The organism is Paenibacillus pinihumi DSM 23905 = JCM 16419 (assembly GCF_000422505.1).
GTDB classification, from domain to species: Bacteria; Bacillota; Bacilli; order Paenibacillales; family Paenibacillaceae; genus Paenibacillus_D; species Paenibacillus_D pinihumi.
The window spans coordinates 407,760-429,289 of sequence record NZ_KE383865.1; the positions used below are offsets into that span (position 1 = coordinate 407,760).

At 48.2% G+C, this 21,530-nt stretch carries 16 protein-coding genes and 1 pseudogene; 9 read left to right on the top strand and 8 right to left on the bottom strand.

Going from position 1 to position 21,530, the window contains the following annotated elements; translation table 11 throughout:
- Nucleotides 1-2,325, top strand: coding sequence for an ABC transporter permease (locus H583_RS0122110; RefSeq protein ID WP_028562370.1), 2,325 nt, complete (start codon nt 1-3; stop codon nt 2,323-2,325).
- A 115-nt stretch (nt 2,326-2,440) separates the two neighbouring features.
- Nucleotides 2,441-3,058, top strand: a complete 618-nt coding sequence (locus H583_RS0122115) for an acetate uptake transporter (protein ID WP_028562371.1) — start codon at nt 2,441-2,443, stop codon at nt 3,056-3,058.
- A gap of 225 nt (nt 3,059-3,283) precedes the next feature.
- Here H583_RS0122115 and H583_RS0122120 read toward each other — a convergent pair whose 3' ends face one another.
- From H583_RS0122120 to H583_RS0122145, 6 genes and pseudogenes are all read right to left on the bottom strand, one after another.
- On the bottom strand, nt 3,284-4,588 hold the full coding sequence (locus H583_RS0122120) for a catalase (RefSeq protein ID WP_245585966.1): 1,305 nt from the start codon (nt 4,586-4,588) through the stop codon (nt 3,284-3,286).
- 164 nt (nt 4,589-4,752) lie between these two features.
- Nucleotides 4,753-5,721 (bottom strand): annotated as a pseudogene (locus H583_RS36245) (MFS transporter); the annotation flags it as partial.
- Nucleotides 5,722-5,978: 257 nt separating this feature from the next.
- The gene (locus tag H583_RS0122130) at nt 5,979-6,875 is read right to left on the bottom strand and encodes an Rpn family recombination-promoting nuclease/putative transposase (RefSeq protein ID WP_028562373.1); all 897 of its coding nucleotides are present in this window, start codon (nt 6,873-6,875) and stop codon (nt 5,979-5,981) included.
- 93 nt (nt 6,876-6,968) lie between these two features.
- Nucleotides 6,969-7,781 carry an NmrA family NAD(P)-binding protein gene (locus H583_RS0122135; protein WP_028562374.1) on the bottom strand — a complete coding sequence of 271 codons (813 nt, stop codon included), beginning with the start codon at nt 7,779-7,781 and terminating at the stop codon, nt 6,969-6,971.
- Between the two features lie 59 nt (nt 7,782-7,840).
- A complete protein-coding gene (locus H583_RS0122140) occupies nt 7,841-8,287 on the bottom strand; it encodes a MarR family winged helix-turn-helix transcriptional regulator (RefSeq protein ID WP_028562375.1) in 447 nt (148 codons plus the stop codon).
- A 114-nt stretch (nt 8,288-8,401) separates the two neighbouring features.
- Complete coding sequence (locus tag H583_RS0122145; protein ID WP_028562376.1) at nt 8,402-9,085, bottom strand: DNA alkylation repair protein; 684 nt, start codon at nt 9,083-9,085, stop codon at nt 8,402-8,404.
- 331 nt (nt 9,086-9,416) lie between these two features.
- On the opposite strand from H583_RS0122145, the gene H583_RS0122150 reads away from it, so the two are divergent.
- Both H583_RS0122150 and cysI read left to right on the top strand, forming a co-directional pair.
- Complete coding sequence (locus H583_RS0122150) at nt 9,417-11,285, top strand: assimilatory sulfite reductase (NADPH) flavoprotein subunit (RefSeq protein WP_028562377.1); 1,869 nt, start codon at nt 9,417-9,419, stop codon at nt 11,283-11,285.
- Nucleotides 11,286-11,372: 87 nt separating this feature from the next.
- Complete coding sequence (gene cysI / locus H583_RS0122155; protein ID WP_028562378.1) at nt 11,373-13,106, top strand: assimilatory sulfite reductase (NADPH) hemoprotein subunit; 1,734 nt, start codon at nt 11,373-11,375, stop codon at nt 13,104-13,106.
- A 137-nt stretch (nt 13,107-13,243) separates the two neighbouring features.
- Here the strand turns inward: cysI and H583_RS0122160 are convergent, their stop codons facing one another.
- Nucleotides 13,244-14,704: an MFS transporter gene (locus tag H583_RS0122160; RefSeq protein WP_028562379.1), complete on the bottom strand. Its 1,461-nt coding sequence runs from the start codon at nt 14,702-14,704 to the stop codon at nt 13,244-13,246.
- 193 nt (nt 14,705-14,897) lie between these two features.
- Between H583_RS0122160 and H583_RS0122165 the strand changes: the two genes are divergently transcribed.
- The 5 genes from H583_RS0122165 (at nt 14,898) to H583_RS0122185 (ending at nt 20,508) form a co-directional block, all read left to right on the top strand.
- Nucleotides 14,898-17,555, top strand: coding sequence for a winged helix-turn-helix domain-containing protein (locus tag H583_RS0122165; protein WP_342663548.1), 2,658 nt, complete (start codon nt 14,898-14,900; stop codon nt 17,553-17,555).
- A gap of 92 nt (nt 17,556-17,647) precedes the next feature.
- Nucleotides 17,648-18,559, top strand: coding sequence for an NAD(P)-dependent alcohol dehydrogenase (locus H583_RS0122170; RefSeq protein WP_028562381.1), 912 nt, complete (start codon nt 17,648-17,650; stop codon nt 18,557-18,559).
- Nucleotides 18,560-18,747: 188 nt separating this feature from the next.
- Complete coding sequence (locus tag H583_RS0122175) at nt 18,748-19,404, top strand: TetR/AcrR family transcriptional regulator (RefSeq protein ID WP_028562382.1); 657 nt, start codon at nt 18,748-18,750, stop codon at nt 19,402-19,404.
- A gap of 10 nt (nt 19,405-19,414) precedes the next feature.
- Entirely contained in the window at nt 19,415-19,780 is a 366-nt protein-coding gene (locus H583_RS0122180) for a DUF4180 domain-containing protein (RefSeq protein WP_028562383.1), read from the top strand.
- A 26-nt stretch (nt 19,781-19,806) separates the two neighbouring features.
- Nucleotides 19,807-20,508 carry a formylglycine-generating enzyme family protein gene (locus H583_RS0122185; protein WP_036710485.1) on the top strand — a complete coding sequence of 234 codons (702 nt, stop codon included), beginning with the start codon at nt 19,807-19,809 and terminating at the stop codon, nt 20,506-20,508.
- On the opposite strand, the gene H583_RS0122190 is transcribed toward H583_RS0122185, so the two are convergent.
- The gene (locus H583_RS0122190) at nt 20,484-21,419 is read right to left on the bottom strand and encodes a bifunctional helix-turn-helix transcriptional regulator/GNAT family N-acetyltransferase (RefSeq protein ID WP_028562385.1); all 936 of its coding nucleotides are present in this window, start codon (nt 21,417-21,419) and stop codon (nt 20,484-20,486) included. The genes H583_RS0122185 and H583_RS0122190 overlap by 25 nt on opposite strands.
- Between the last annotated feature and the right edge of the window lie 111 nt (nt 21,420-21,530).

The window sequence follows — 21,530 nt, forward strand, 5'->3', positions numbered from 1 at the left end:
ATGAAATTATTTATTAAGCTGTTCAGAGATATTAAACAATCAGCAGGGCAATTTTTGGCCTTTGTTTTGGTCATTGCTGTAGGCGCTTTTTTCTATGCGGGACTGGTAACCTTGAGCGATAATCTTAACGCCTATACGAAGGCTTACTTTAAGAACCATAATTTAAGCGACTTAAATGTACATTACAGTCAAATTTCCAGACAGGAGGCGGATGGGTTAAGTGAAATCGAAGGCATCAATAAATTGGAAGGGCGCTACACCTTTGATGCCACGCAATCCTTTGGAGATTATAAAACCTCATTGAAAATTCATTCAATCCCTGCGGATAATGAAATCAATACACCTGCTATAATAGAGGGCCGTATTCCGTCCAAAAAAGGTGAAATCTTGTTGGATTCCCATTATGCCAAAGAACATCATTATCGTGTCGGCGATGAGATCAGCTTGGGTGTGAATGGTGAAATTTTGGAGTTTACCATTAGCGGCTTGGGTGAGAATGTTGAATATGCGAAAAAGAACGCCATACAAGATCATAAAGCCTACGGTATAGCCTATATTGGCGAAGCGAGCATATCTGAAATCTCGGACGGCTTTTTCTATAATGAAATCATGTTTGATGCTGAAGACGGCTACGATATCGCCAGATTAAGTCAATCTATTGAAGCACAGTCCAGACAGCTTGCTTACTTAAACCAAGTCATCAAAGAACGGACTTTCAGTTATTCGGAACTTATGGCCACCATTCATAATAATAAATTGATGAGCAAGGTGATACCCTTCGTTTTCTTTTTGATCGAAGCGATTATTTTATTTCTTGCGATGTCGAGGATTATAGATTCCCAAAGAAACCAAGTAGGCATTATGAAGGCTTTGGGTGCACAAAACAGAAGCATCATGCTTCACTACATGGGATACCCTGTGCTGGTCGGTATTATAGGTTCCATCCTGGGCTTTGTCCTTGCCGCATTCGTATTTGTTCCATTCATAACGGCGTCAAATGCAAAGTCCTATTCTCTGCCCGGCATTCAATTTCAGCTTTCCATGTATACACTCATTCCTCCCATCATTATCTCTAGCGCGTTTGGGATGCTATCCTGCTACTTAAGCGGCAGAAGCATACTAAACGAACATGCGGCCCAGGCGATCCGTCCTAAACCGCCGAAAACGATGAAAAAGATTTTCATAGAAAGAATTCCGGGTATTTGGAGTCGTATTCCTTACAGCTACAAGCTCATTCTGAGAAATATATTCCGCAATAAACAAAAGGCTCTGGCGAGCTCGGTAGGCATTGTAGGAAGCACGGTTTTATTGGTAACGGCTTTCGGCACTCAAACGGCCCTGCATAAAGTAGCGAGCCAGATTGAAGATGTGTATGCCTATGATTTGAGAGTGGATTATAAAATGGGAGCATCTTTAAATGCTGCAGAGCTGCCCTCCGGCATTAAAAACAGCTATTCCTTATCCACCTTCCCTGTAGAATTCATAAAGGATAATGAGGCAGTAAAGGCTGATTTAGTCGTAACGGAAAAAGAAAACACGCTTATTCGTTTCTTTGATGAAAATGACAATCGAATATACTTGGAAAATGATGGTGTGCTGGTCCCTCAATCATACGCTGACACCTATCAGATTTCGGAAGGGGATCTCATCCAAATAACGTTTACAGCACCAGAGCTTAAACATAAATCAGTACAAATGAAGGTCTTAAAAATATCCGCACAGTATTCAAATCCGTCATTTTATATGACACCCGATTATTTAAAGAGTTTTGGGCTGGAATATATGCCAACCTCACTTTTAGTTAAAGCAAATAGCCCGGCCGATGTGGCCAGCATCCGTAGCTTCTTGGAACTAAGCCCTCTAACAGAGACTATTTCAGATAAGACGGATTTGGAGAAACAAGCCCGGTATATTTTGAAGCAGAACAGTTTTATATTTATCATGTTTATTATTTGCGCTGTCATCCTATCCTTTGGCACCATCTATACGATATCGTCGATCAACATTTATGAAAGGAATCGTGAGCTTGCAACTCTTAAAGTATTAGGCTATCAAAAAAATAGAATAAACAGGCTTATTTTTTTTGAAAATATCATTTTAACCGCATTTGCGATACTTGCTGCTGTACCCATTAGCGGCTATATGTATGCGACTGTTATAAAGGCGCTGTCCAGCACGCATCAACAAATTCCGGATAAACTCCATATTTCCGTCATCATGCTTTCCGTTCTTCTGGCATTTCTGCTCACCATTTCAGCTAACTTGCTGCTTAGGAGGAAAGTGAACCATATTAACATGACCGAATCATTAAAAAGTATGGAATGATGGAAGAATTGCTCATCAAATGTGACAAAATAGATACGGATATATTCAGTTTGGTGGATATGTGATAAAATAGGTCGTTCATTTGATTTTGTCTAAATCGGAGGCTTCTTAGTTTATGACAGCACAGTCGCATCAACATGTAAAAATCGTATCAGCAGACCCGAGCGCAATTGGATTGTTCGGTCTGGCCATCGTCACGCTCGTTGCTTCATCGCAAAAGCTGGGCATCACTTCCGGATTGGGTTATGTGATCCCTTGGGCTATCTTCCTCGGCGCATTTGCCCAACTGTTTGCCTGCATTCAGGATGCCAAGCATAACAACACATTTGGAATGACAGCGTTTGGGGCGTATGCGTTCTTCTGGTTTGGAATGGCAGCAAGCTGGATGGTCAAATTGGGTGTTTTTGGCCCGGAACTGGCATCCGGACTCGATGTGAAGCAGCTGGGATTTGTATTTCTTGGCTATCTGATCTTCACGCTCTTTATGACCATTGGCGCAATGGAAACAAACAAGGTGCTTTTCGTCATCTTTGTATTGATTGATCTCTTGTTTTTGGGCTTGAGCCTGGATTCGTTCGGTGTAGGAAATGGAGCTTTCCACGACCTGGCGGCCTACTCGGAGATGGCCATTGCTATTGTATCCTTCTACGGATGCGGCGCTGCCGTGCTCAACACGCATTTTGGACGTGTTTTTCTGCCAATTGGCGCTCCTTTCAGAATTTTCAAGAAATAGTTGTCCGATCAAAAACTAGAATCCTGCTGGGGTCCGAAGCGGGGATCATATATAAAAACAGGAAAAGCGAGACATAGTGAGTTTCAATAAGATAAATAGTAACCCGCGGGAAAGACACTTTTGCAAAAGTGCTCTCCGCGGGTCTTTTTTTTTGTATGAGTTTCACGCGAACGATGGCAAGTCCCTTCAGGGTGTTTCACGGTTTTGTGATGTGAACAACATCCTTTATGCTTGAATTTTCCGGGCTACCCGTTCCCCGAGTTCTGCCGACGCATTGGACAGGTAACCCAATACAACCCGTTGTGTTTCAGCGGAAATGCCGCCCAGATCGGCAGCAAGGTTGTCAACGAGATGTTCTTGCTGAACGGGTGACAACATGCGATAATAATCGCCTGCTTGTGTAAAATCATCCGTCTTAGGCAAGTCGGACCGGACGAGGCGGCCTTCTACGAACCGTCCGTTGCCGCTGGTCTGCAAGGATGCAGGTGTCCAGTCCTGCTGATCATTGATCGGCACGCTCCGAAAATCCGGTCCCATTCTTCTGCGCTGTGAATCCCAGTAGATGTTGGCACGTCCCTGCAGCATCTTATCGTCCGAAAGCTCGGCTCCTTCCAGAAGATTGGACGGCGAGAAGGCGATCTTCTCGACTTGTTCCATATAGTTGTCCGTATTGCGGTTCAACACGAGACGCCCGACCGGCTGATAAGGATATTGCAGCTCATCCCACACCTTGGTGTCATCCAGCGGGTCATAGGGCAGATTGGCCTCATCTTGGGGATTCATTAGCTGCACATAAAGCCCGTATTCGGCCGTTTTGCCTGAAGCCAAATGATTATACAGCTCCTGACCGGCATAATCGGGGTTTTCTCCCGCCAGTCTTGCTGCTTCTTGACGGTCGATGTATTGGATACCCGCAAGAGGATACCAATGGTATTTCACATAAGTGCGGTCGCCCTGTGCGTTTCTCCAGACATAGGTGTTGACGCTATGACCGGGCATATTTCGAAGACTCTTGACTGTCCCGGCGTCCGAGTACAGCCGCACCAGAAAATGCGTGGCTTCCGGCGCTCTGGCGATGAAGCTCCAAAATCGCTGAGGATCGATCAGATTGTTGACCGGCGACGGGAGAAAGGCTTTGATCGACTCCGGAAAGCGGATGGCATCCCGAACAGAAAATACAGGGTTATGATTGCAAATCAGATCGAATACCCCGTTATCCGTATAAAACTTGGTGGCAAATCCGCGTACGTTCCGGGAAGTGTCCGGGGTACCCCTGTTGCTGACAGCTAGCGAGAACCTTACGGTGACAGGAACCTGCTGACCAGGCTGTTGCAGAAAAGGAAGCTTGGTATATGCCCGCATATCATGGAGGGTCTCAAAGTAGCCGAAAGCGCCATAGCCCTTCACATGTACAGGTCTCTCGATAATTTTGCTATGTACGAAGGTTTCCAGGGTTTCGTGCAAAATATTGTCCTGCTCCAGTACAGGCCCCCGCTCGCCGACAGTCTGCGAATGAAGAGTTGCCGGCATGTCTCCTGCCCATTGCGGGTTATGGGGGACGGGAGAGGAACGGGGAGCATTTTGATCTGTAGTCCTCCGGGAAACGTCTCTATTTTCTTCCATTCTGTAACCTCCTTATATCTTTGTCCTAAATATATGCCGGGGCTGAGGCTATCATGTTGCTTTTGCAGCAGACCCAATGCTGCAAAACAAACCAGGCAGATCATGACGCTGATTTTAAAAATCGATTGAAAGTCAGCGTACACGGGCATCTGTCCAGTGTGACCGCTTATCATACCAAGACCTATGGCTGCACCCAAGAACATCCCGGAATTGCGTGTCAACGCAATCATGCTTCCAATCGAACCGGCATACACCAAAGGCACTTCTCTCATGATGTAACTGTTGTTTGGCGCAGCCAGGCATCCCATGCCAATTCCTATCAAGGCGAGCACGGAAACCAGGCCAAAAGTCGGCAGTTGAGCGAGGGAATAAGAAAAAATAACAAGCCCCGTCACGATACAACTTAACCCGATGAGCATGAGCAGTTGGGAATTCATCCGATCAGATAAATAGCCCGCAAACGGGCTTGTCACTGCAAATAGAAGGGGATAAGCTGTTATGATTAGTCCGACATACAATGGCGTACACGAGGTCATTTGGGTTAAATAAAACGGCATGACCATAAGGACGGTATTAATCAGAATAAAAGAAATAAAGCTTGTTATTAAACCGGATGAGACGGAAGGGATTTTTAAAACTTGTACCGGTAAAAAGGGAGCGGTTTGACGTGATTCCCACAGCAGGAATAGTGTGAGTGCAATAACTCCCGTAATAAAAGCGATAATCATCTCTGCGGAAAGCCAGCCTTGAGCATTTCCGCCAGATAAGCCATAAATCACAGATGCAATCACAATGAAGAATAGGATGGCGCCGATCCTGTCCATGGGTGCCGGATTGCTATGGAGACGCCGGGCAGGAATGAACAGCCAGGCAAGCCAGACAGCTGCGGCCGCAACAGGCAGATGAATCAGAAATAACCAATGCCAGCTTAACCACTGATCGGCAAAGAAACGGTAATCTCTATAGCAGCCATTATTATTTTGCTGGTTGCTATCTTTCTTCCTTTTAGAGAAACGGGATAAACTGCAAGGGGTGCTGATTAGTGCAAGCTAATTGATGCAACAGAGACTGACAAGCTTGGGAAGTCAGACGGCTATTCATTTTTTTATGGACACACGAAATAATGGTATGGCTTCTGAACTTCAGGCTTCATCGTATTTAGGCGGTCATTTCCAGCGCTTCAGTGCCGCTCTGACGGCTGACTAAATTGGTACGGCAACTAGATAAAAAAAATCGCATTGCCTTACGAGAGGCAACGCGATTTTTTTTAGTTTGTAGACGTTCATAGCCCAATTATTTATGGGCTCATCTTTAATTTTTTGATCTCTGCTTCCGATAGGCCGCTTGCTTTGGAGATAACCGGGATTTCTATTCCCATGCCAAGCATGTTTTTGGCAATTTCAATTGCTTTTTTCTGTTCTCCTATAGCCTGGCCTTTCTCAATTCCTTTCTCAATTCCCTTTTCTATTCCTTTTTGCATCCCTTTCTCAGTAGCCCATTCAATCATTGAAGCTTCATCATGCAAATATTTTTGACGTTCTTCATACAATCGCCTTGCTTCTCTGTCCTGACTCAAAAATTCCAGTGTATCCATAGCTTTTTTCAATGTTGGTTCATTCATCTTCAGCACCTCCCAATTCGTCTTGTCTGCTCCTTTTAAGAAAAGCAGCCAATTGATTAAGCCGCCTTCTAACGGAATTGAACGGTCATCCAGCTTGGTCAGCTCCAAAAAATGGACTTCGATATCATCGCTTAGTTCAATACCGGTATGGTCTTCCCTAAGATGAAACACATTATGATAACGATCATTTGAAATAAACGAATAATTTAAAATATTAATGGTTACGCATTTTTTCAACTCTTTATAGGACTGCCCCTCTTGCAGTTGGCTAGAATAGCGCTTGCTCCAGTAATAAAGTGTTCGTTTCTCAATATCATATTTATTAAATAGCTGCATTTCAATGTTGATGAGTTTGCCCTCGGCAGTTTTGGCTGAAATATCAAAAATGGATTGCTTATCAAGCGGTGAATTTTTATCGGTATAGGGATTAAGCAGAACAATTTCAATCAGGGGAGCTTCACCGGACTCCGCAAACGTACGATTAAGGAAAGACAAAAGTACATCTTTATTATCTTCACTGCCAAAAATTCGTTTAAAGACGAAATCGTTTCGCGGGTCGAGTAAGTCCGGCATCAAGTAATCAACTCCGTTTTATTTTATTATACCATTTTTGGAGCTTTAATTTTGTAAAATTACACTACACTACACTACACCTCATGCCTAATGCTATATTCCCAGAAATACCCTAAGACTCTCAGTAAGCGAAGTAGCCGGGCGACCCATTAATCGTTCCAGATCTCCAGACGTTGAAGTCGTATCAACTTTTTTTAGAAAACTGTAAATCCAATGCGTGGCCTCATCGATTTCGCGCAGGGAGACTGATTTGCCCGCAAGTTCCGTAAGTGCCGAAACGACCTCGTTAAATGTAAAGGAAACGGGAGCAACGAGCTCATAGGTTTTGTTGTGATGGCTTTCACTTGCCAAGACCGCTGCTGTTGCAGCGGCGAGATCATGACGGTTAACCGCATTGAATGTCCAACCACCGGGGGGGACGGTAAGGGTACCGTCCGAAATAGCATCCTTTAGGTTAAGTACCCCGAGAACATCCATATACAGACCGTTACGAAGGAACGTGTGCGGAATTCCGGTGGTGCGAATCGCGTGCTCGGTTGCCAAATGCAGATGAGTCAGTGGAATATCACTATTTTCAGAGAAGGCGAAGCCGGTATAGAGCAAGTGGCTGACGGCAGCTCTTTTCGCTGCTTCGATCATATGGGCATGCTGCCGCAGCCGGACAGTATCATCCGGATCAGGGCTTGAAATAAGCAGCAGCCGGGAAACCCCGGCAAAAGCTTGCCCGATAGAATCCGGCTGGTCGTAATCGCACTTGCGTACTTCAATTCCCTGTGCAGCTAATTCGTTCCCGGCCTCCAGATTGCGGACACAAGCAATGATTTGCCCGGCAGGAATCACCTTCTGCAACTGTTCTATAATCAGACGGCCCAATTTGCCGTTGGCTCCGGTAATGGCGATAGACATAGGGGGATCCTCCTCTAAAAATTAGTTAAGCACTTAACTAAAAGCATAAAAAAATGCATCTATCCATGTTTTAATTTTTGCAGCAAAGCAAGAAGCTGATGCAGTTCCTGCTCATCCAGTGCCTGCAATTTTTGAGCTATTTGCTGACGGTTAGCGGGCAGATGCTGAAGCAGCAGGCTTTGTCCTTCTTTTGTAATAGTGATGACTGATTTTCGTCCGTCCGTAGGATGTGTGTCCCGGCGAATGAAACCGTCCTTTTCCAGCGGGATAAGCAGCAGGCTGATGTTGGCTTTGGTAACCCCGATTTTTTGGGCAAGCTTGGAAGGCAGCAGCGTTCCGCCTTCTTTCATCAGTTCGGCTAATATCCGGATTCGTGCCCCGTTTAACCCTTGAGCGTGCCAGTATTTTTCCGATACGTCCACTAATGCGGCAGTCGTTTCCACGAGAGTGAAGAATACCTGGGCAGGCAAAGGCAAGTCCAAGACATAATGCTGTAAGTCTTTCAATACAATCACATCCCGAAATAATTAAGCTCTTAACTACTTTTAATTTAACCGGAATCTATGGATTTGTCAAAATGAGATTGAAACTGAGATGTTACATGCTGCGACCCATTTTACTTATTTCCGCTTCATGCTGCGAATTATCTGTTTCGTTTCCGGATCGATCCGGTAGGATTCCGTTATTTTTTGCAATGCTTTATTGAAGGTGAAGTTGTCCAGCGAATTTGCTTTCAAATAGGCCATCGTTTGAATGGGGAATTTGATGAAGCAGATCGAAATTGCCCACGCGACCGCCATTTTAACATAGTAGGCTTCATGCTTGATACGGTCCAGCAGCTCCAGTACCCGGGGCAAATAGTCTTCCTCAACATAAAAATCCAGCAGCATGACGACACCAAAGCGAATTTCGTATTCCTTGTCCGATGCCAGATAGGGTTGAATAAAATCCCATACCCGGTCCCTATTCGTTTTTGTCCATTTTAAACTTATACAGAAGCTGTCGCACACGGACCAGTTATTAATTTTCGGAACAAAGCCGGCCGTATACTGAAGGAGTTCTTCGATATCCGTTTTGACGTAGCCAATGACCATGCCTTGCAGCATTGTTTCTTCAAAATAATCATTCTCCGCCTGCTTAAGATAAGTCCGCCAGTCTTCGCGGGCTATTTTTTTTGCTATTTTGCGCAGCTCCGGAAGCCGGACACCTAAAATGTTATTTGTATTTGGAATGAGGGAGGAGGTAAATGCTTGATAGCCCTCGTCCTGCAGCTCCAGCAGTTGTTCCCTGATTGTCTTGTCCATCGTTTTGCTCCTTGGTTAGTTACTTGCTTGCTATTATTCAGCCTGTTATAAATTATAAGGCTTTCATTCTAATCATACCGCAATCAGTACCAATTTGTATGAAGAAGCAGTATGAGAGCAAGATTTGGATAGTTTTAATTCTCGCATCATTCGTGTAACTTATATCTCTTTCATAGCTTTATAACGAAAAGTAATAAATCTTTAAATATTTCTTATAGACAAATCTCGACGAAATATATTGAACCTTGAAGGAGACTGCGATAGTATTAATACAGATTAAAACAAAGTAACGTGGTCGGATTTTCTAACGATTGATGCGAGGTGGATGTTGTTGCAACTTCAAGTGACGAATAGTCCGTTTACGAGCGAGCAGGCGGAATTAATCAACAAGCTGCTCCCGACATTGACGGAAACGCAAATTAATTGGCTCGGCGGATATTTAACCTTTTACCGTGCAGGCGGCAGCGGCGCTGCTGTAGCTGTACCTGAAGCAAGTTCTGTACCCCACGCTGTACTGGAAGCGCCTGCGGCCGCAGCTCCGGCTGTACCGCAAGGGCCGCGGGACGCGACCATATTGTTTGGATCGCAGACCGGCAATTCCCAGAGGCTGGCTGGGCGCTTGTCCGACAAGCTGAAGGGCGAGGGCTTCGAAGTTACGTTGTCGGCGATGAATCAATATAAAACGAATAACCTGAAAAAAGCAGGCTACCTGTTTGTGCTCGTCAGTACGCATGGTGAAGGCGACCCGCCGGATAACGGATTGACGTTTTATGAGTTTTTGCATAGCAAACGTGCGCCGAAGCTGGAGGGCACGAAGTTCTCAGTACTGGCTCTCGGCGATACCTCGTATGAGTTTTTCTGCAAGACGGGTCAGGATTTTGATGCCCGGCTTGCCGAGCTTGGCGCAGAACGGATCGTAGATCGCGTCGATTGCGATGTCGATTTTGAAGATGCTGCAGCGGGCTGGCTGACAGCCGTAACCGGCGTATTAACATCAGCCGCGGCACCTTCATCCGCACCGCAAGCTGCAGCCGGAGCTGATGCTTCCATTTCCACGGTTCAAGGGGAGTCGGTGTATACGCGGGCTAACCCGTTTATGGCTGAAGTGCTGGAGAATCTCAATCTCAACGGCAGAGGCTCCGATCGCGAGACTCGCCACCTGGAGCTGTCGCTTGAAGGATCAGGCCTGTCTTATGCGCCTGGCGATGCCGTTGGTGTATATCCGCAGAATGATCTTTCTTTGGTGGATGACATTATTTCGTTCTTGAAATGGAATCCGGCTGACGCTGTAGTAACCGGCAAGGCAGGCGAGACTTCCCCGCTTCGCGAAGCGCTGCTGCACCATTACGAGATTACAGTATTGTCCAAGCCGCTGCTGGAAAAAGCGGCAGCGTTCAGCGGAAATGCCAAGCTAGCCGAACTGTTAAAACCGGAAAATAAAGATGAGTTGAGAGCCTATGTAAAAGGGCGCGATCTGCTCGACCTGCTTCGCGATTTTGAGCCATGGACGATTAGTCCCGGAGACCTGGCGAATGTGCTTCGCAAAATTCCGCCGCGGCTGTATTCCATCGCGAGCAGTCTGAATTCACACCCAGATGAAGTGCATTTGACGATCCGCAAGGTTGAATATGAGGCTCATGGACGGGAACGCAAGGGCGTGTGCTCGGTATACACCTCAGAGCGGCTTGAGCCGGGCGGCAAGCTGCCGGTCTTTATTCAGCAGAACCCGAACTTCAAGCCGCCGGTCAATCCGGACACGCCGGTCATTATGATTGGTCCGGGTACAGGCGTAGCGCCATTCCGGGCTTTCCTGGAGGATCGCGAGGAGCTTGGAGCGGCAGGGAAGTCATGGCTCTTCTACGGAGACCGCCATTTCGTAACGGACTTCCTGTATCAGACGGACTGGCAGCGTATGCTTAATGACGGCGTACTGACGAAGCTGGATGTTGCTTTTTCCCGGGATACGGAAGAGAAGGTCTATGTGCAGCAGCGGATGCTGGAGAACAGCGAGGAGCTGTACAAGTGGCTCCAGGAAGGCGCGCACGTATATGTTTGCGGAGACGAAAAGCATATGGCGCATGATGTGCAGGCGGCGCTTCTGGAGATTATCGGGAAGCATGGCGGCAAATCCCCTGAAGGGGCGGCAGCGTATCTGACCGAGCTGCAGGAGCAAGGCCGTTACCAGCGGGATGTATATTAAGGGACTTATAGCGCCGAATGTTAGGCGTGCGCTTTGGATAGAGGCAATAAGCATGACTTCATCATGCGGGCAAAGGAGTTAACAGCAATGGCAAAAAACCATAAGGCAGAGCCAATCGGCGGACCGCCGAGCGACGTGGAGCATTTGAAGAAAGAAAGCAATTATTTGCGCGGATCATTAACAGATTCTTTGTCTAACCGGATAACAGGCGGACTGCCTGAGCTGGACAACCGGCTGCTGAAATTCCATGGCAGCTACATGCAGGATGACCGTGACTACCGCAACGAACGGGAAAAGCAGAAGCTGGAGCCATACTTCCAGTTCATGCTCCGTGTCGTGACCCCTGGCGGCGTAGCGACACCAGAGCAGTGGCTCGTAATGGATGAGCTGGCCGAGAAATACGGCACCGGAAGCCTTCGTGTTACGACCCGGCAGGCGTTCCAGCTTCACGGCGTACTGAAATGGAATCTGAAAAAAACGATTCAGGAAATTAATGAGGCGCTGCTTACAACGCTGGCTGCTTGCGGCGACGTCAGCCGAAACGTAATGTGCAACCCGAATCCTTACCAGTCCGAGATTCACAGCGAGGTTTTTCACTGGTCGCAGCAGTTGACTACACATCTGGCGCCTAAAACCCCTGCCTATCATGAAATCTGGCTGGACGGCGAGAAGGTGGTAGACAGCCTGGAGCAAAATGGCCAAACAGCTGAAGTAGAACCCATTTACGGCCCTGTGTATCTGCCGCGTAAATTCAAGATCGGCATTGCAGTACCACCATCGAATGATGTGGACGTATACTCGCAGGATCTTGGCTATATCGCAATCGTAGAGGGTGGCAAGCTGGTCGGCTTCAATGTCAGTGTCGGCGGCGGCATGGGGATGACACACGGAGATACCGCGACCTATCCGCAGCTTGCCAAGGTGATCGGCTTTGTAACGCCGGACCGCATTCTGGATGTAGCGGAGAAGACTGTTACGATTCAGCGTGATTACGGCAACCGTTCTGTACGGAAATATGCCCGCTTCAAATATACGATTGACCGTCACGGTCTGGATTGGTTTGTAGATGAGCTCCATGAACGTCTGGGCTGGGAGCTTGAGCCTGCGCGTGAATTCACTTTCGATCATACGGGTGACCGCTACGGCTGGATCAAGGGCAAGGATGGCAGATGGAATCTGACGCTCTACGTCCAGAGTGGACGGATTGCAGATACAGAAGGCTATCCGCTGAAAACGGCGTTGCGTGAAATCGCGAAGATTCATACCGGAGATTTCCGCTTGACGGCTAATCAGAATCTGATGATTGCGAACGTAACCAGCCAGAAGAAGACGAAGATTGCTGCTCTTCTGCAGGGATATGGTATTGTCGAAGGTACCCAATACTCAGCACTTCGCCGCAGCGCGCTGTCCTGCGTAGCGCTGCCGACCTGCGGTCTGGCAATGGCTGAGGCAGAGCGGTATTTGCCGACACTGATCGATAAGCTGGAGCCGATTCTGGAAGAAGCGGGTCTGCGCGATGAGGAAATCAATATCCGCATGACAGGCTGCCCGAACGGCTGCGCACGTCCTGCGCTGGGCGAGATCGCGTTTATCGGGAAATCGCCAGGCAAGTACAATATGTATATGGGTGCAGGTTTCTCCGGCGACCGTCTGAGCAAGCTGTACCGCGAGAATATCGGCGAAGATGAGATTATTGATACGCTTAAGCCGATGATTAACCGCTATGCGGCAGAACGTGACGGCGGGGAACATTTTGGTGATTTTGTAGTCCGTACTGGTTATGTGCAGGCTGTAACAGACGGTACGAATTTTCACAATTAATAAATTAATAATAAGAATGGCGACACAGAAGCAGCTTCTGTGTCGCCATTTTTTATTCATCATGAAGCATGGATAAGATTCTCATAAGACTGTCCTGAACAGCCCTGCCATACACACCGTGATCGCCAGCCAGTGCATCAGGCATCCAATGCATGCTGCTCTTGTTTGCTGAAAGCGACGAAGGCTGAGAAAGCAAGGAGAATGAGGCCAGTGAATAAGAACCCCTCAATAATTGTGAAAGACAGCCAACCCAGCAGGGAAGATCCTGCCACCACGCCGAGCGAGAAAACCGCATAGAAGTAACCGTAGGCTTTCCCCCGCAGTTCCGCTGGTGTAGATTTGATCAGCAGTGTATTAATTGACGGGAACAAGAAGGCAAAGCCGACGCCGTACAACCCAAGCACCAGGTAAAGCGTCAATGTGGTCGAGGACTGGCTGATCAGCAGCTGGCTGATGCCCATCAGTCCAATCCCGAGCGACAGCGTCCGGGCTGGTGCGACACGGTCAAAAATCCGGTTCGTCGGAAGCGCGAAGATGAGAACGGCAATAATGCCAAATGTGCTCATCAGCGTGCCGCTTAACCGGGAATCATAGCCGAGCGTCTGCACATGCAAGGGCAGCAAATAGGCGATGACGCCCTGAGAGAACATCAGGAAGAACGCGCCGGCATATGCTTTGCGTACACCTGAATTGAAGATGGAGCCAGTGGACGGAACATTTCCGGCCTGCTTCTCTTTTTTTGGTATTTTGAATGTCCTGAAAAATACGGCTGCGAGCACAGTCAGTAAAAATCCGACGACGGCCACACATGTAAATACAAAAGGCACAGAAGTTCTGCTCGCCATAATGCCGCTGAACGCCGGGCCGACAATCGCGGCCAGTCCGACAAAGGAACCGGTGAAGGCAACTTTTTTGCCTTGCTGGTCCTTTTTCGTTGTATTTGCAGAGAAAGTAAAGGCAGCAGGAACAATTAATCCGGCAACAAAGCCGTGGAAGATCCTAACAAAAATGAGCATGGTTGGCTGGTCAACGAATCGGTACAAAAGCAGGGCAATGCTGGATAAGAACAGTCCGGCCATCAAAATTTTAAAAGGGCCGCTCTTGTCCGTAATAATTCCGGAAATAATATTGCCAAGCGTATTTGCCAAGGAATACAGTCCAATGACAAAACCGACAATGAAGGAGCTTGCTCCGACGGATGCGGCGAACGTACTCATGACCGGCAGCTGCGAGAATAAATCAAAGAACGAGAAAAACACAATGCTGTAAACGAGCAGGGCATAGTTGAAAGGTTTGATCTCCAACCGGTCCTGAACTTTCTTGAGTCTCCAGTCGAGTACAAAGTTGGCAAATGGTACAAAAGCCGCTGCAACTGCCGCCGCAGGCCATAGGAGATTCCATTTGACCCGCACAGCCGCGTACAGAATCGCAGCTGCATACAGGCAAAAGATTCCCCCGTGAATACTGCCTACAATCGTGACCGCCTTTTCGAACCCCCAAACATATTTCAAGGGCATGGCGATGCCCAGCAAGACCAGCAATGAAATCCCGTCCAAGAGACCTGTTATTCGTAAAAAATAAATTGGATGTATGCGCACTTGTTGAATGCTCCCTAATCGTTATTCTAAAATATCCATTATCCAATTGTATCACTTTATCAGTCAAGTAAAAGAGAATACATTCAGGTTAATTTTACAGATTTGAGTCATTCACATAAGTACATAATAGATGAAACTCCAATTGACGCGTTTCTGAGGTGAAAATTATAATTGTTGTATGATGATGCCAATTATGTGGACCAAACTATATATCCCGCAGCCCCGCCCCAAAATGGTGTCCCGTCCCCGGCTGACCGGACTGATGGATGCGGGGAAAGAGCGCAGGCTTACGCTTATTTCAGCTTCTGCGGGCTGCGGTAAAACGACGCTTGTCAGTGAATGGCTTACTGCTTGCCCGCTTCCGGCAGCCTGGATTTCGCTGGAGGAGGGGGAGCGTGATCCGGCGAGATTTCTGACATACTTATGTGCCGCACTGCAGACTATCGGTGTGGATACAGGCGAAGGATTGACGAATATGCTGCAGTCCGCCCAGCCTCTGCCGTTGGAACCTGTTCTTGCGGCGATTTTGAATAAAATTGCTGCTGCTGAGCATAAATTCATACTCGTGCTGGATGATTACCATGTTTTGAACGGCCAGATGGATGCTGTCTTGGGTTTCCTGCTTGACCGGATGCCGTCCCGGATGCATCTGGTCATCACCACACGTGAAGATTCCAAGCTGCCCATTCCCCGGTTGCGTGTCCGCAATCAGCTCACCGAGATTCGCACCGAAGACCTGCGGTTTACAACATCCGAAGCTGCTGAGTTTCTGGGGCGGGTCATGGGTCTGAACCTTGGTGAAGAGGATATTGCGCTTCTTGAATCCCGTACCGAGGGCTGGATTGCCGGTTTGCAGCTGGCTGCGCTATCCATCCAGGGTCAGCAGGATACAGCCGGGTTCATTCGCGAATTTAACGGCAGTCACCGTCTTGTTCTCGATTACCTGATCGAAGAAGTGCTTCATCAGCAGCCGGAGAATGTACAAGCGTTCCTGCTGCAAACTTCCATTCTGGAGAGCATGTGCGCTCCTCTTTGTGATGCAGTCATTGGTCATAATGCAACTGGCAAGGCCGGGGATTCCGGACAAAGCATGCTTGAGTACCTGGACCAGGCCAATTTATTTATTGTTCCGCTCGATAATGAGCGGCGCTGGTATCGCTATCACCATCTGTTTGCCGGTTTGCTGCGTACACGGCTGAGCCGGGGTTCTGCCCTGCCTGCAACTGAGGCGGAATTGCACATTCGTGCGAGCAGGTGGTATGAGAATAACGGATTCATTCTCGAAGCCTTTCAGCACGCTGCTGCTGCCCGTGATATTGCGAGTGCAGCGAGGCTGGCGGAAGGAGAGGGAATGCCTCTCATTTTCCGGGGAGCGGCTGCGCCTGTTCTGAATTGGCTGGATACACTGTCCCAGGAGGAGCTGGAAGAGAGGCCCTCATTGTCCGTCATGCATGCTGCTGCATTGCTGCTGGTCAGCCAATTGGGCAACGTCGAGCAAAAGCTGCAAGCTGCCGAGAAAGCTTTGAAAGGCGGCCGATATCGCGATGCCACGGTTGCAGCGCATGATCGTGATCTGATCGGACATATTGCTTCAATTCGCGCTGTCCTGGCTGTCAGCAGGCATGACGCAGAAGTAATCCGCGCTGAAGCTTCCCGCGCTCTGGACGATTTGAATCCGGATAATTTGCCAGTACGCACGGCTACAGTCTGGGCTCTCGGGTATGCCTATCAATTGCAGGGAGACAGGGAAGCAGCAGCGAAGGCCTATGCGGAGGCCTTGTCAAACAGCCGGCGGATCGGACATGTCATCATTATGATCATGTCCACACTCGGCGTGGCCCAAATGCAAGAGTCTGACAACAAGCTTCATCAAGCTGCGGATACATATCAGCATGTGTTGAAGCTGGCTGGCGATCCGCCGCTGCCGGTCGCTTGCGAAGCGTATTTGGGACTGGCACGGATTTCATACGAATGGAATGATCTTGATGCTTCCAGACGTTACACGGAGCAATCGATCCGGCTGGCCGGCCAGTTCGAGCAGACAGATCGGGTAGTTGCAGGTGAAGTGCTTTTGTCAAGAATACAGCTTGCCCAAGGTGAGGTGCAGGAGGCAGCAGCCTTACTGGACAATGCAAAGCGAATAGCGGAGCAGCAGCACTTTGTTCATCAGCAGCCGGTTATCGCATCCGTGCATGTACAGCTTCTGCTTCATCAAGGCAAATTGGAGACAGCATCCCATTTGGCACAGAAGCATGGGCTGCCTGTCAGCCAGGCACGGGTAAGTCTGGCCGAAGGAAGCTTCGCGGAAGCGATCACGATCTTGGAATTATGTCTTGCCCAAACAAAAGCAAAGGGGCTGGCGGATGAACAGTTGAGAGTGAAGGCACTGTTTGCGCGTGCCCTTCATGCCGGCGGCAGAAAGCCGCAAAGTTCGCATCTGCTGGCGGACGCGCTTGAGGAAGCGATGCCAGGAGGCTTCCTGAGGATTTTTGTAGACGAAGGCCAAGAGATGGGCCGATTGTTGCGGGACATTGCTGTCCCTGCGGACTTACAGGGTTATGTCAATCAACTCCTGACCGCATTTCAGACGGGACAATTAAACGGGGGTCAGGAACGCCGCTCTGGCATGCAGCAGCCAAAGGCTGCGGGCGGGCTTATGGAGCCGCTCAGTGAGAGGGAACTGGAAATACTGCGCCTGATTGCGGAGGGACTCTCCAACCGTGAAATCAGTGAGAAGCTTTTCCTCGCCTTAAGCACTGTCAAAGGGTACAACCGCAATTTGTTTGACAAACTCCAGGTCAAGCGGCGCACGGAAGCCGTCGCATTGGCCCGCAGCCTGAATTTGCTGTAAAGTACGGCTATTTGAAAAACATACTTTAGTATCTACCTCCAAGGTGCAGGCAAAGCTATACTAATTGCAAATACGTGTTTGGAGGAAACCCCATGAAAGCAATCATATGCACCAAATACGGCGCACCAGAAGTTCTGGAGATTCACGAAATAGCCCAGCCTGTTCCCAAAGATAATGAAGTATTAATCAAAATACATGCGACAACGGTCACATCCGGGGATGTCACCATTCGCGCTGCTAAAGGTCCGGTTCTGTACCGGCTTCCGATGCGCATCATACTCGGTTTTACCCGGCCAAGACAGCCGGTACTCGGAACCGAATTATCCGGGGTAGTGGAGGCGGTGGGCAAGAACGTAACGCGGTATGAAAAAGGGGACCCGGTGTTTGCCTTCAATGGAATGCGCCTTGGTGCTTATGCGGAATATATTTGTCTGCCTGAGGATGGCATGATATCGATCAAGCCTTCTAATGTCAGTTATGAGGAAGCCGCGGCAGTTTTGTTTGGAGGAACGACGGCACTGCACTTTTTTAGAAAAGGGAATATCCGTCCGGGGCTGAAGGTGTTAATCTTTGGAGCTTCCGGAGCGTCAGGGAGTTCTGCAGTCCAGATTGCCAAGCACTACGGCACGGAAGTGACAGGCGTATGCAGTACGGCAAATGTGGAGCTGGTGAAGTCGCTCGGAGCAGATGATGTCATGGACTACAAGAAAGAGGACTTCACAGAGAGCGGCAAGAAGTATGATATTATTTTTGATGCGGTCGGGAAAATATCCAAATCCCGCTGTAAAAAGGCGCTCGCACAAGACGGTGTATTCCTGACCGTGAATGGGCAGGGGATTGTCAAGGAACGTGTTGAGGACGTCACGTTTATTAAAAAGCTGATGGAGGCCGGCGAACTAAAAGCCGTCATCGACAGAGCCTATCCGATGGAGCAAGTCCGCGAGGCTCACAGGTATGTAGACCAAAGGCACAAAAAAGGGAACGTTGTTCTTAAAATGATATAAAGATTTCGGCAAGAGGGTAACCGGCTATCGCTGGTTACCCTCTTTTTGATTGTGGCCAATTTCAAGAGGGAATAGGTTTGGGGTGGGATATTTAGACGCATAATAGTAATTCTTCATTGACAGAATGATAAAGAATGGTTTACATTTTATTTATTCCGACTGGACAGTATAAATAAAGAGGTGAATGAATGCCCAAGTTAGGGATGGAGCCAAAACGCCGGGCAGATGTAATCAACGCTACTTTAACCTGTATTAGCCTTTACGGGATTGATGGCATGACGCTGGATAAGGTAGCTGAACATGCTGATTGCTCCAAGGGAGTAGTCACTTACTATTACAAGAACAAGGATCAGCTGACGATCGAAGCCTTCAAGGCCTTCATGGCTTATTACGGGCTGAAGATTCAATCTGAAATTAAAACGACGATGAAGCCTTCGGAAATGATGGACATCACGTTGCAACATATTTTGCCGCCCTATCAGAAGGATACCGGGAATCGCATTAATGTCTCTCAGCTTGATGGAATTGAGAATATGTTTATCCCGCATGAGGATCAGGCAAGACTGTTTTTGCAATTTTTCTCCAAGGCCGCGCTGGACCGGAATTTGCAGGAGGTCGTATCCGCGAGTTATACAGCCGACCTGGAGGGCATAGCCAAAATTTTCGGCTACGGCAACATGACGGGAACAATGTCCGTACAAGATCCCAGAAGCGCGGCATACGGACTGCTGGCAATGGTTGTTGGGCTGAGCTTTTTTAGAGTAGCAAATGTACCGCCGGTGCATGGCGAGGATAACCGGTACATATGTGAGGAGTATGTAGGCCGATTCTCAACTGAATTTTAGGAGGGTAAAGATGAACATTTCAAAGGTAGAAAATAAGGGCAAGACAATTGCGGTTGTAAGCGGCAGCGACATTCTGATTGAGGATGTCCAATCTGCCTTGGACTTGATGGCAACTGTACGATATGAAGTGGACTGCGACCGTATTGTACTGCATAAGTCACTGTTAAGCGAAAGCTTTTTCGACCTGAAAACACGGCTTGCCGGTGAAATTCTTCAGAAGTTCGTCAATTATCAGGTGAAGGCTGCTATTGTTGGAGACTTCTCGGCATATACAAGCAAAAGCTTGAAGGACTTCATTTATGAGTCCAATAACGGGAAGGATATCTTCTTCTTGCCGACTGAGCAGCAGGCGGTCGAAAAGTTAGGCGGAGTATAATCGAGGTGAAAGCAGGGGCAACACAGATGTCCAACATACAGCAGCAGGATACAGATTATCCAATGGTACCGATTCAAGCAGGGGAAGTCGATTTACGGGATGATCGGGTCAAGACCGCATGGAAGGCGCAGGTGAATTCATTTTTACTGTCACCGGTACCGGTGACACAGACACTTTATGACTTCATTATGCAAGGCGTAATTCCATCTGCAGATCAGTCCCGAATTCCGGCAGTGGACGTCTCCTGGATCGACGCGATCCGCTTTTGCAACTTGTTTTCCCGGCAATCAGGCTTCAAGGAATGTTATATCATCAGCGATGAAGACGAACATGTTCTCTGGGACAGGGACGCTGACGGCTACCGTCTGCCCACAGAAGCGGAGTGGCAGTACGCATGTAAAGCAGGAACAGGCGGCTACCGCTACGGCGAGCTTGATGAAATCGCCTGGTATGATGGCAACTCCGGGGGCGGGGCACAAGAGGCAGGTCAAAAGCAGCCGAATCCGTGGGGGCTCTACGATATGCTGGGGAATGTGTGGGAATGGTGCTGGGATTTATATGATGTTAGGGTGTATGGCTCTTACCGGATATTTCGCGGCGGGAGCTGGGCGGAAGAGGCCAGGGGATGCGGAGCGACCTGCCGCCGTCGCAGCCACCCGACGTTTCGTATTGATGATTTGGGCTTTCGTATAGCCCGGTCGCATTATGAAGTCAAATTAAGCTCATAGACTTGCTCTACATGATCCACGCCCCATGCATGATTCCGATGTTCGGAGATCTTCGTGAAGCCCGCTTTTTGATACATTCGAATTGCGGCTTCCTGATCTTCTGTCGTCTCCAGAAATACTTGATTGTAGCCTTTATCTTTGCAATATTGCAAAGCCCCCTCGAGAAGCGTCTTCCCAAGCCCGATCCCCCGGTAGTCGGGATGCAGAATAAACCATCGGATCTGCGCCTTTTGAGTGGCCTGGCTGATGACCGCAATCGCGCCAATGATCTCTCCGTTCAATTCAGCAAGCCAAATCCGGTCCTTATCCGGATTGTACCGGGTGAAAAATTCATAAAACGTTTGGCAGACGTAGCCTTCAAATATATGATTATAGCCACATTCCTTGGCGTATATGGAACCATGCAGGCTGATTAGAGTTCCTGCGTCTCCCGGCTTCAGATCGTGGCGAATGTGAACATTGTGAACTTTGCCGTTATGGCTCGACAGAACCTTTTCAATGGAAGTCATGCTCTTCGCAAGAGCGGTCTTATCTTGTTCAGACAGCGTGCTCATCAACGTGCGAATTTGGTCGTTCGAAAGCGCGTCCAGTGCAGCAAGGGCCTCCTTTCCATGCTCAGTCAAATGCAGGTAATAGAGCCTGCCGTCTTCCTCCGACTGTAGCCGGTATGTGAGCTCTTGTTTTTCAAATCGCTTAATAATCCGGCTCATATAACCGGCGTCGATATGAAGCTTGTCAATCAGCTTCTTGGCCGTGCATTTCTCCGTATTCTCAATTTCATAAAGCACTCTCGCCTCAGATAGCGAAAAATCACTATGGAGTAAATGGCTATCCAGCAACCCCAGAATATTGGTATAGAACCGGTTGAATTTTCGGACAGTGTGTATGAATGTAGTCGTTTCAGAATTCATATGAGCCTCCTTAATTTTTAGGAATGATATCAATATAATAAAAATAGTTGACTATGTCAAATTATTATTTGATTAAGTCAACTATTAATGGAGGGAGTTGTCTAGCAGTAT

What these genes read in the sequence shown, in the direction of transcription:
- H583_RS0122110 (WP_028562370.1), top strand. Translation starts at nt 1, where the DNA reads ATGAAATTATTTATTAAGCTGTTCAGAGATATTAAACAATCAGCAGGG.
- H583_RS0122115 (WP_028562371.1), top strand. Translation starts at nt 2,441, where the DNA reads ATGACAGCACAGTCGCATCAACATGTAAAAATCGTATCAGCAGACCCG.
- H583_RS0122120 (WP_245585966.1), bottom strand. Translation starts at nt 4,588, where the DNA reads ATGCCGGCAACTCTTCATTCGCAGACTGTCGGCGAGCGGGGGCCTGTA.
- H583_RS0122130 (WP_028562373.1), bottom strand. Translation starts at nt 6,875, where the DNA reads ATGCCGGACTTACTCGACCCGCGAAACGATTTCGTCTTTAAACGAATT.
- H583_RS0122135 (WP_028562374.1), bottom strand. Translation starts at nt 7,781, where the DNA reads ATGTCTATCGCCATTACCGGAGCCAACGGCAAATTGGGCCGTCTGATT.
- H583_RS0122145 (WP_028562376.1), bottom strand. Translation starts at nt 9,085, where the DNA reads ATGGACAAGACAATCAGGGAACAACTGCTGGAGCTGCAGGACGAGGGC.
- cysI (WP_028562378.1), top strand. Translation starts at nt 11,373, where the DNA reads ATGGCAAAAAACCATAAGGCAGAGCCAATCGGCGGACCGCCGAGCGAC.
- H583_RS0122165 (WP_342663548.1), top strand. Translation starts at nt 14,898, where the DNA reads ATGTGGACCAAACTATATATCCCGCAGCCCCGCCCCAAAATGGTGTCC.
- H583_RS0122170 (WP_028562381.1), top strand. Translation starts at nt 17,648, where the DNA reads ATGAAAGCAATCATATGCACCAAATACGGCGCACCAGAAGTTCTGGAG.
- H583_RS0122175 (WP_028562382.1), top strand. Translation starts at nt 18,748, where the DNA reads ATGCCCAAGTTAGGGATGGAGCCAAAACGCCGGGCAGATGTAATCAAC.
- H583_RS0122180 (WP_028562383.1), top strand. Translation starts at nt 19,415, where the DNA reads ATGAACATTTCAAAGGTAGAAAATAAGGGCAAGACAATTGCGGTTGTA.
- H583_RS0122185 (WP_036710485.1), top strand. Translation starts at nt 19,807, where the DNA reads ATGTCCAACATACAGCAGCAGGATACAGATTATCCAATGGTACCGATT.
- H583_RS0122190 (WP_028562385.1), bottom strand. Translation starts at nt 21,419, where the DNA reads ATGAATTCTGAAACGACTACATTCATACACACTGTCCGAAAATTCAAC.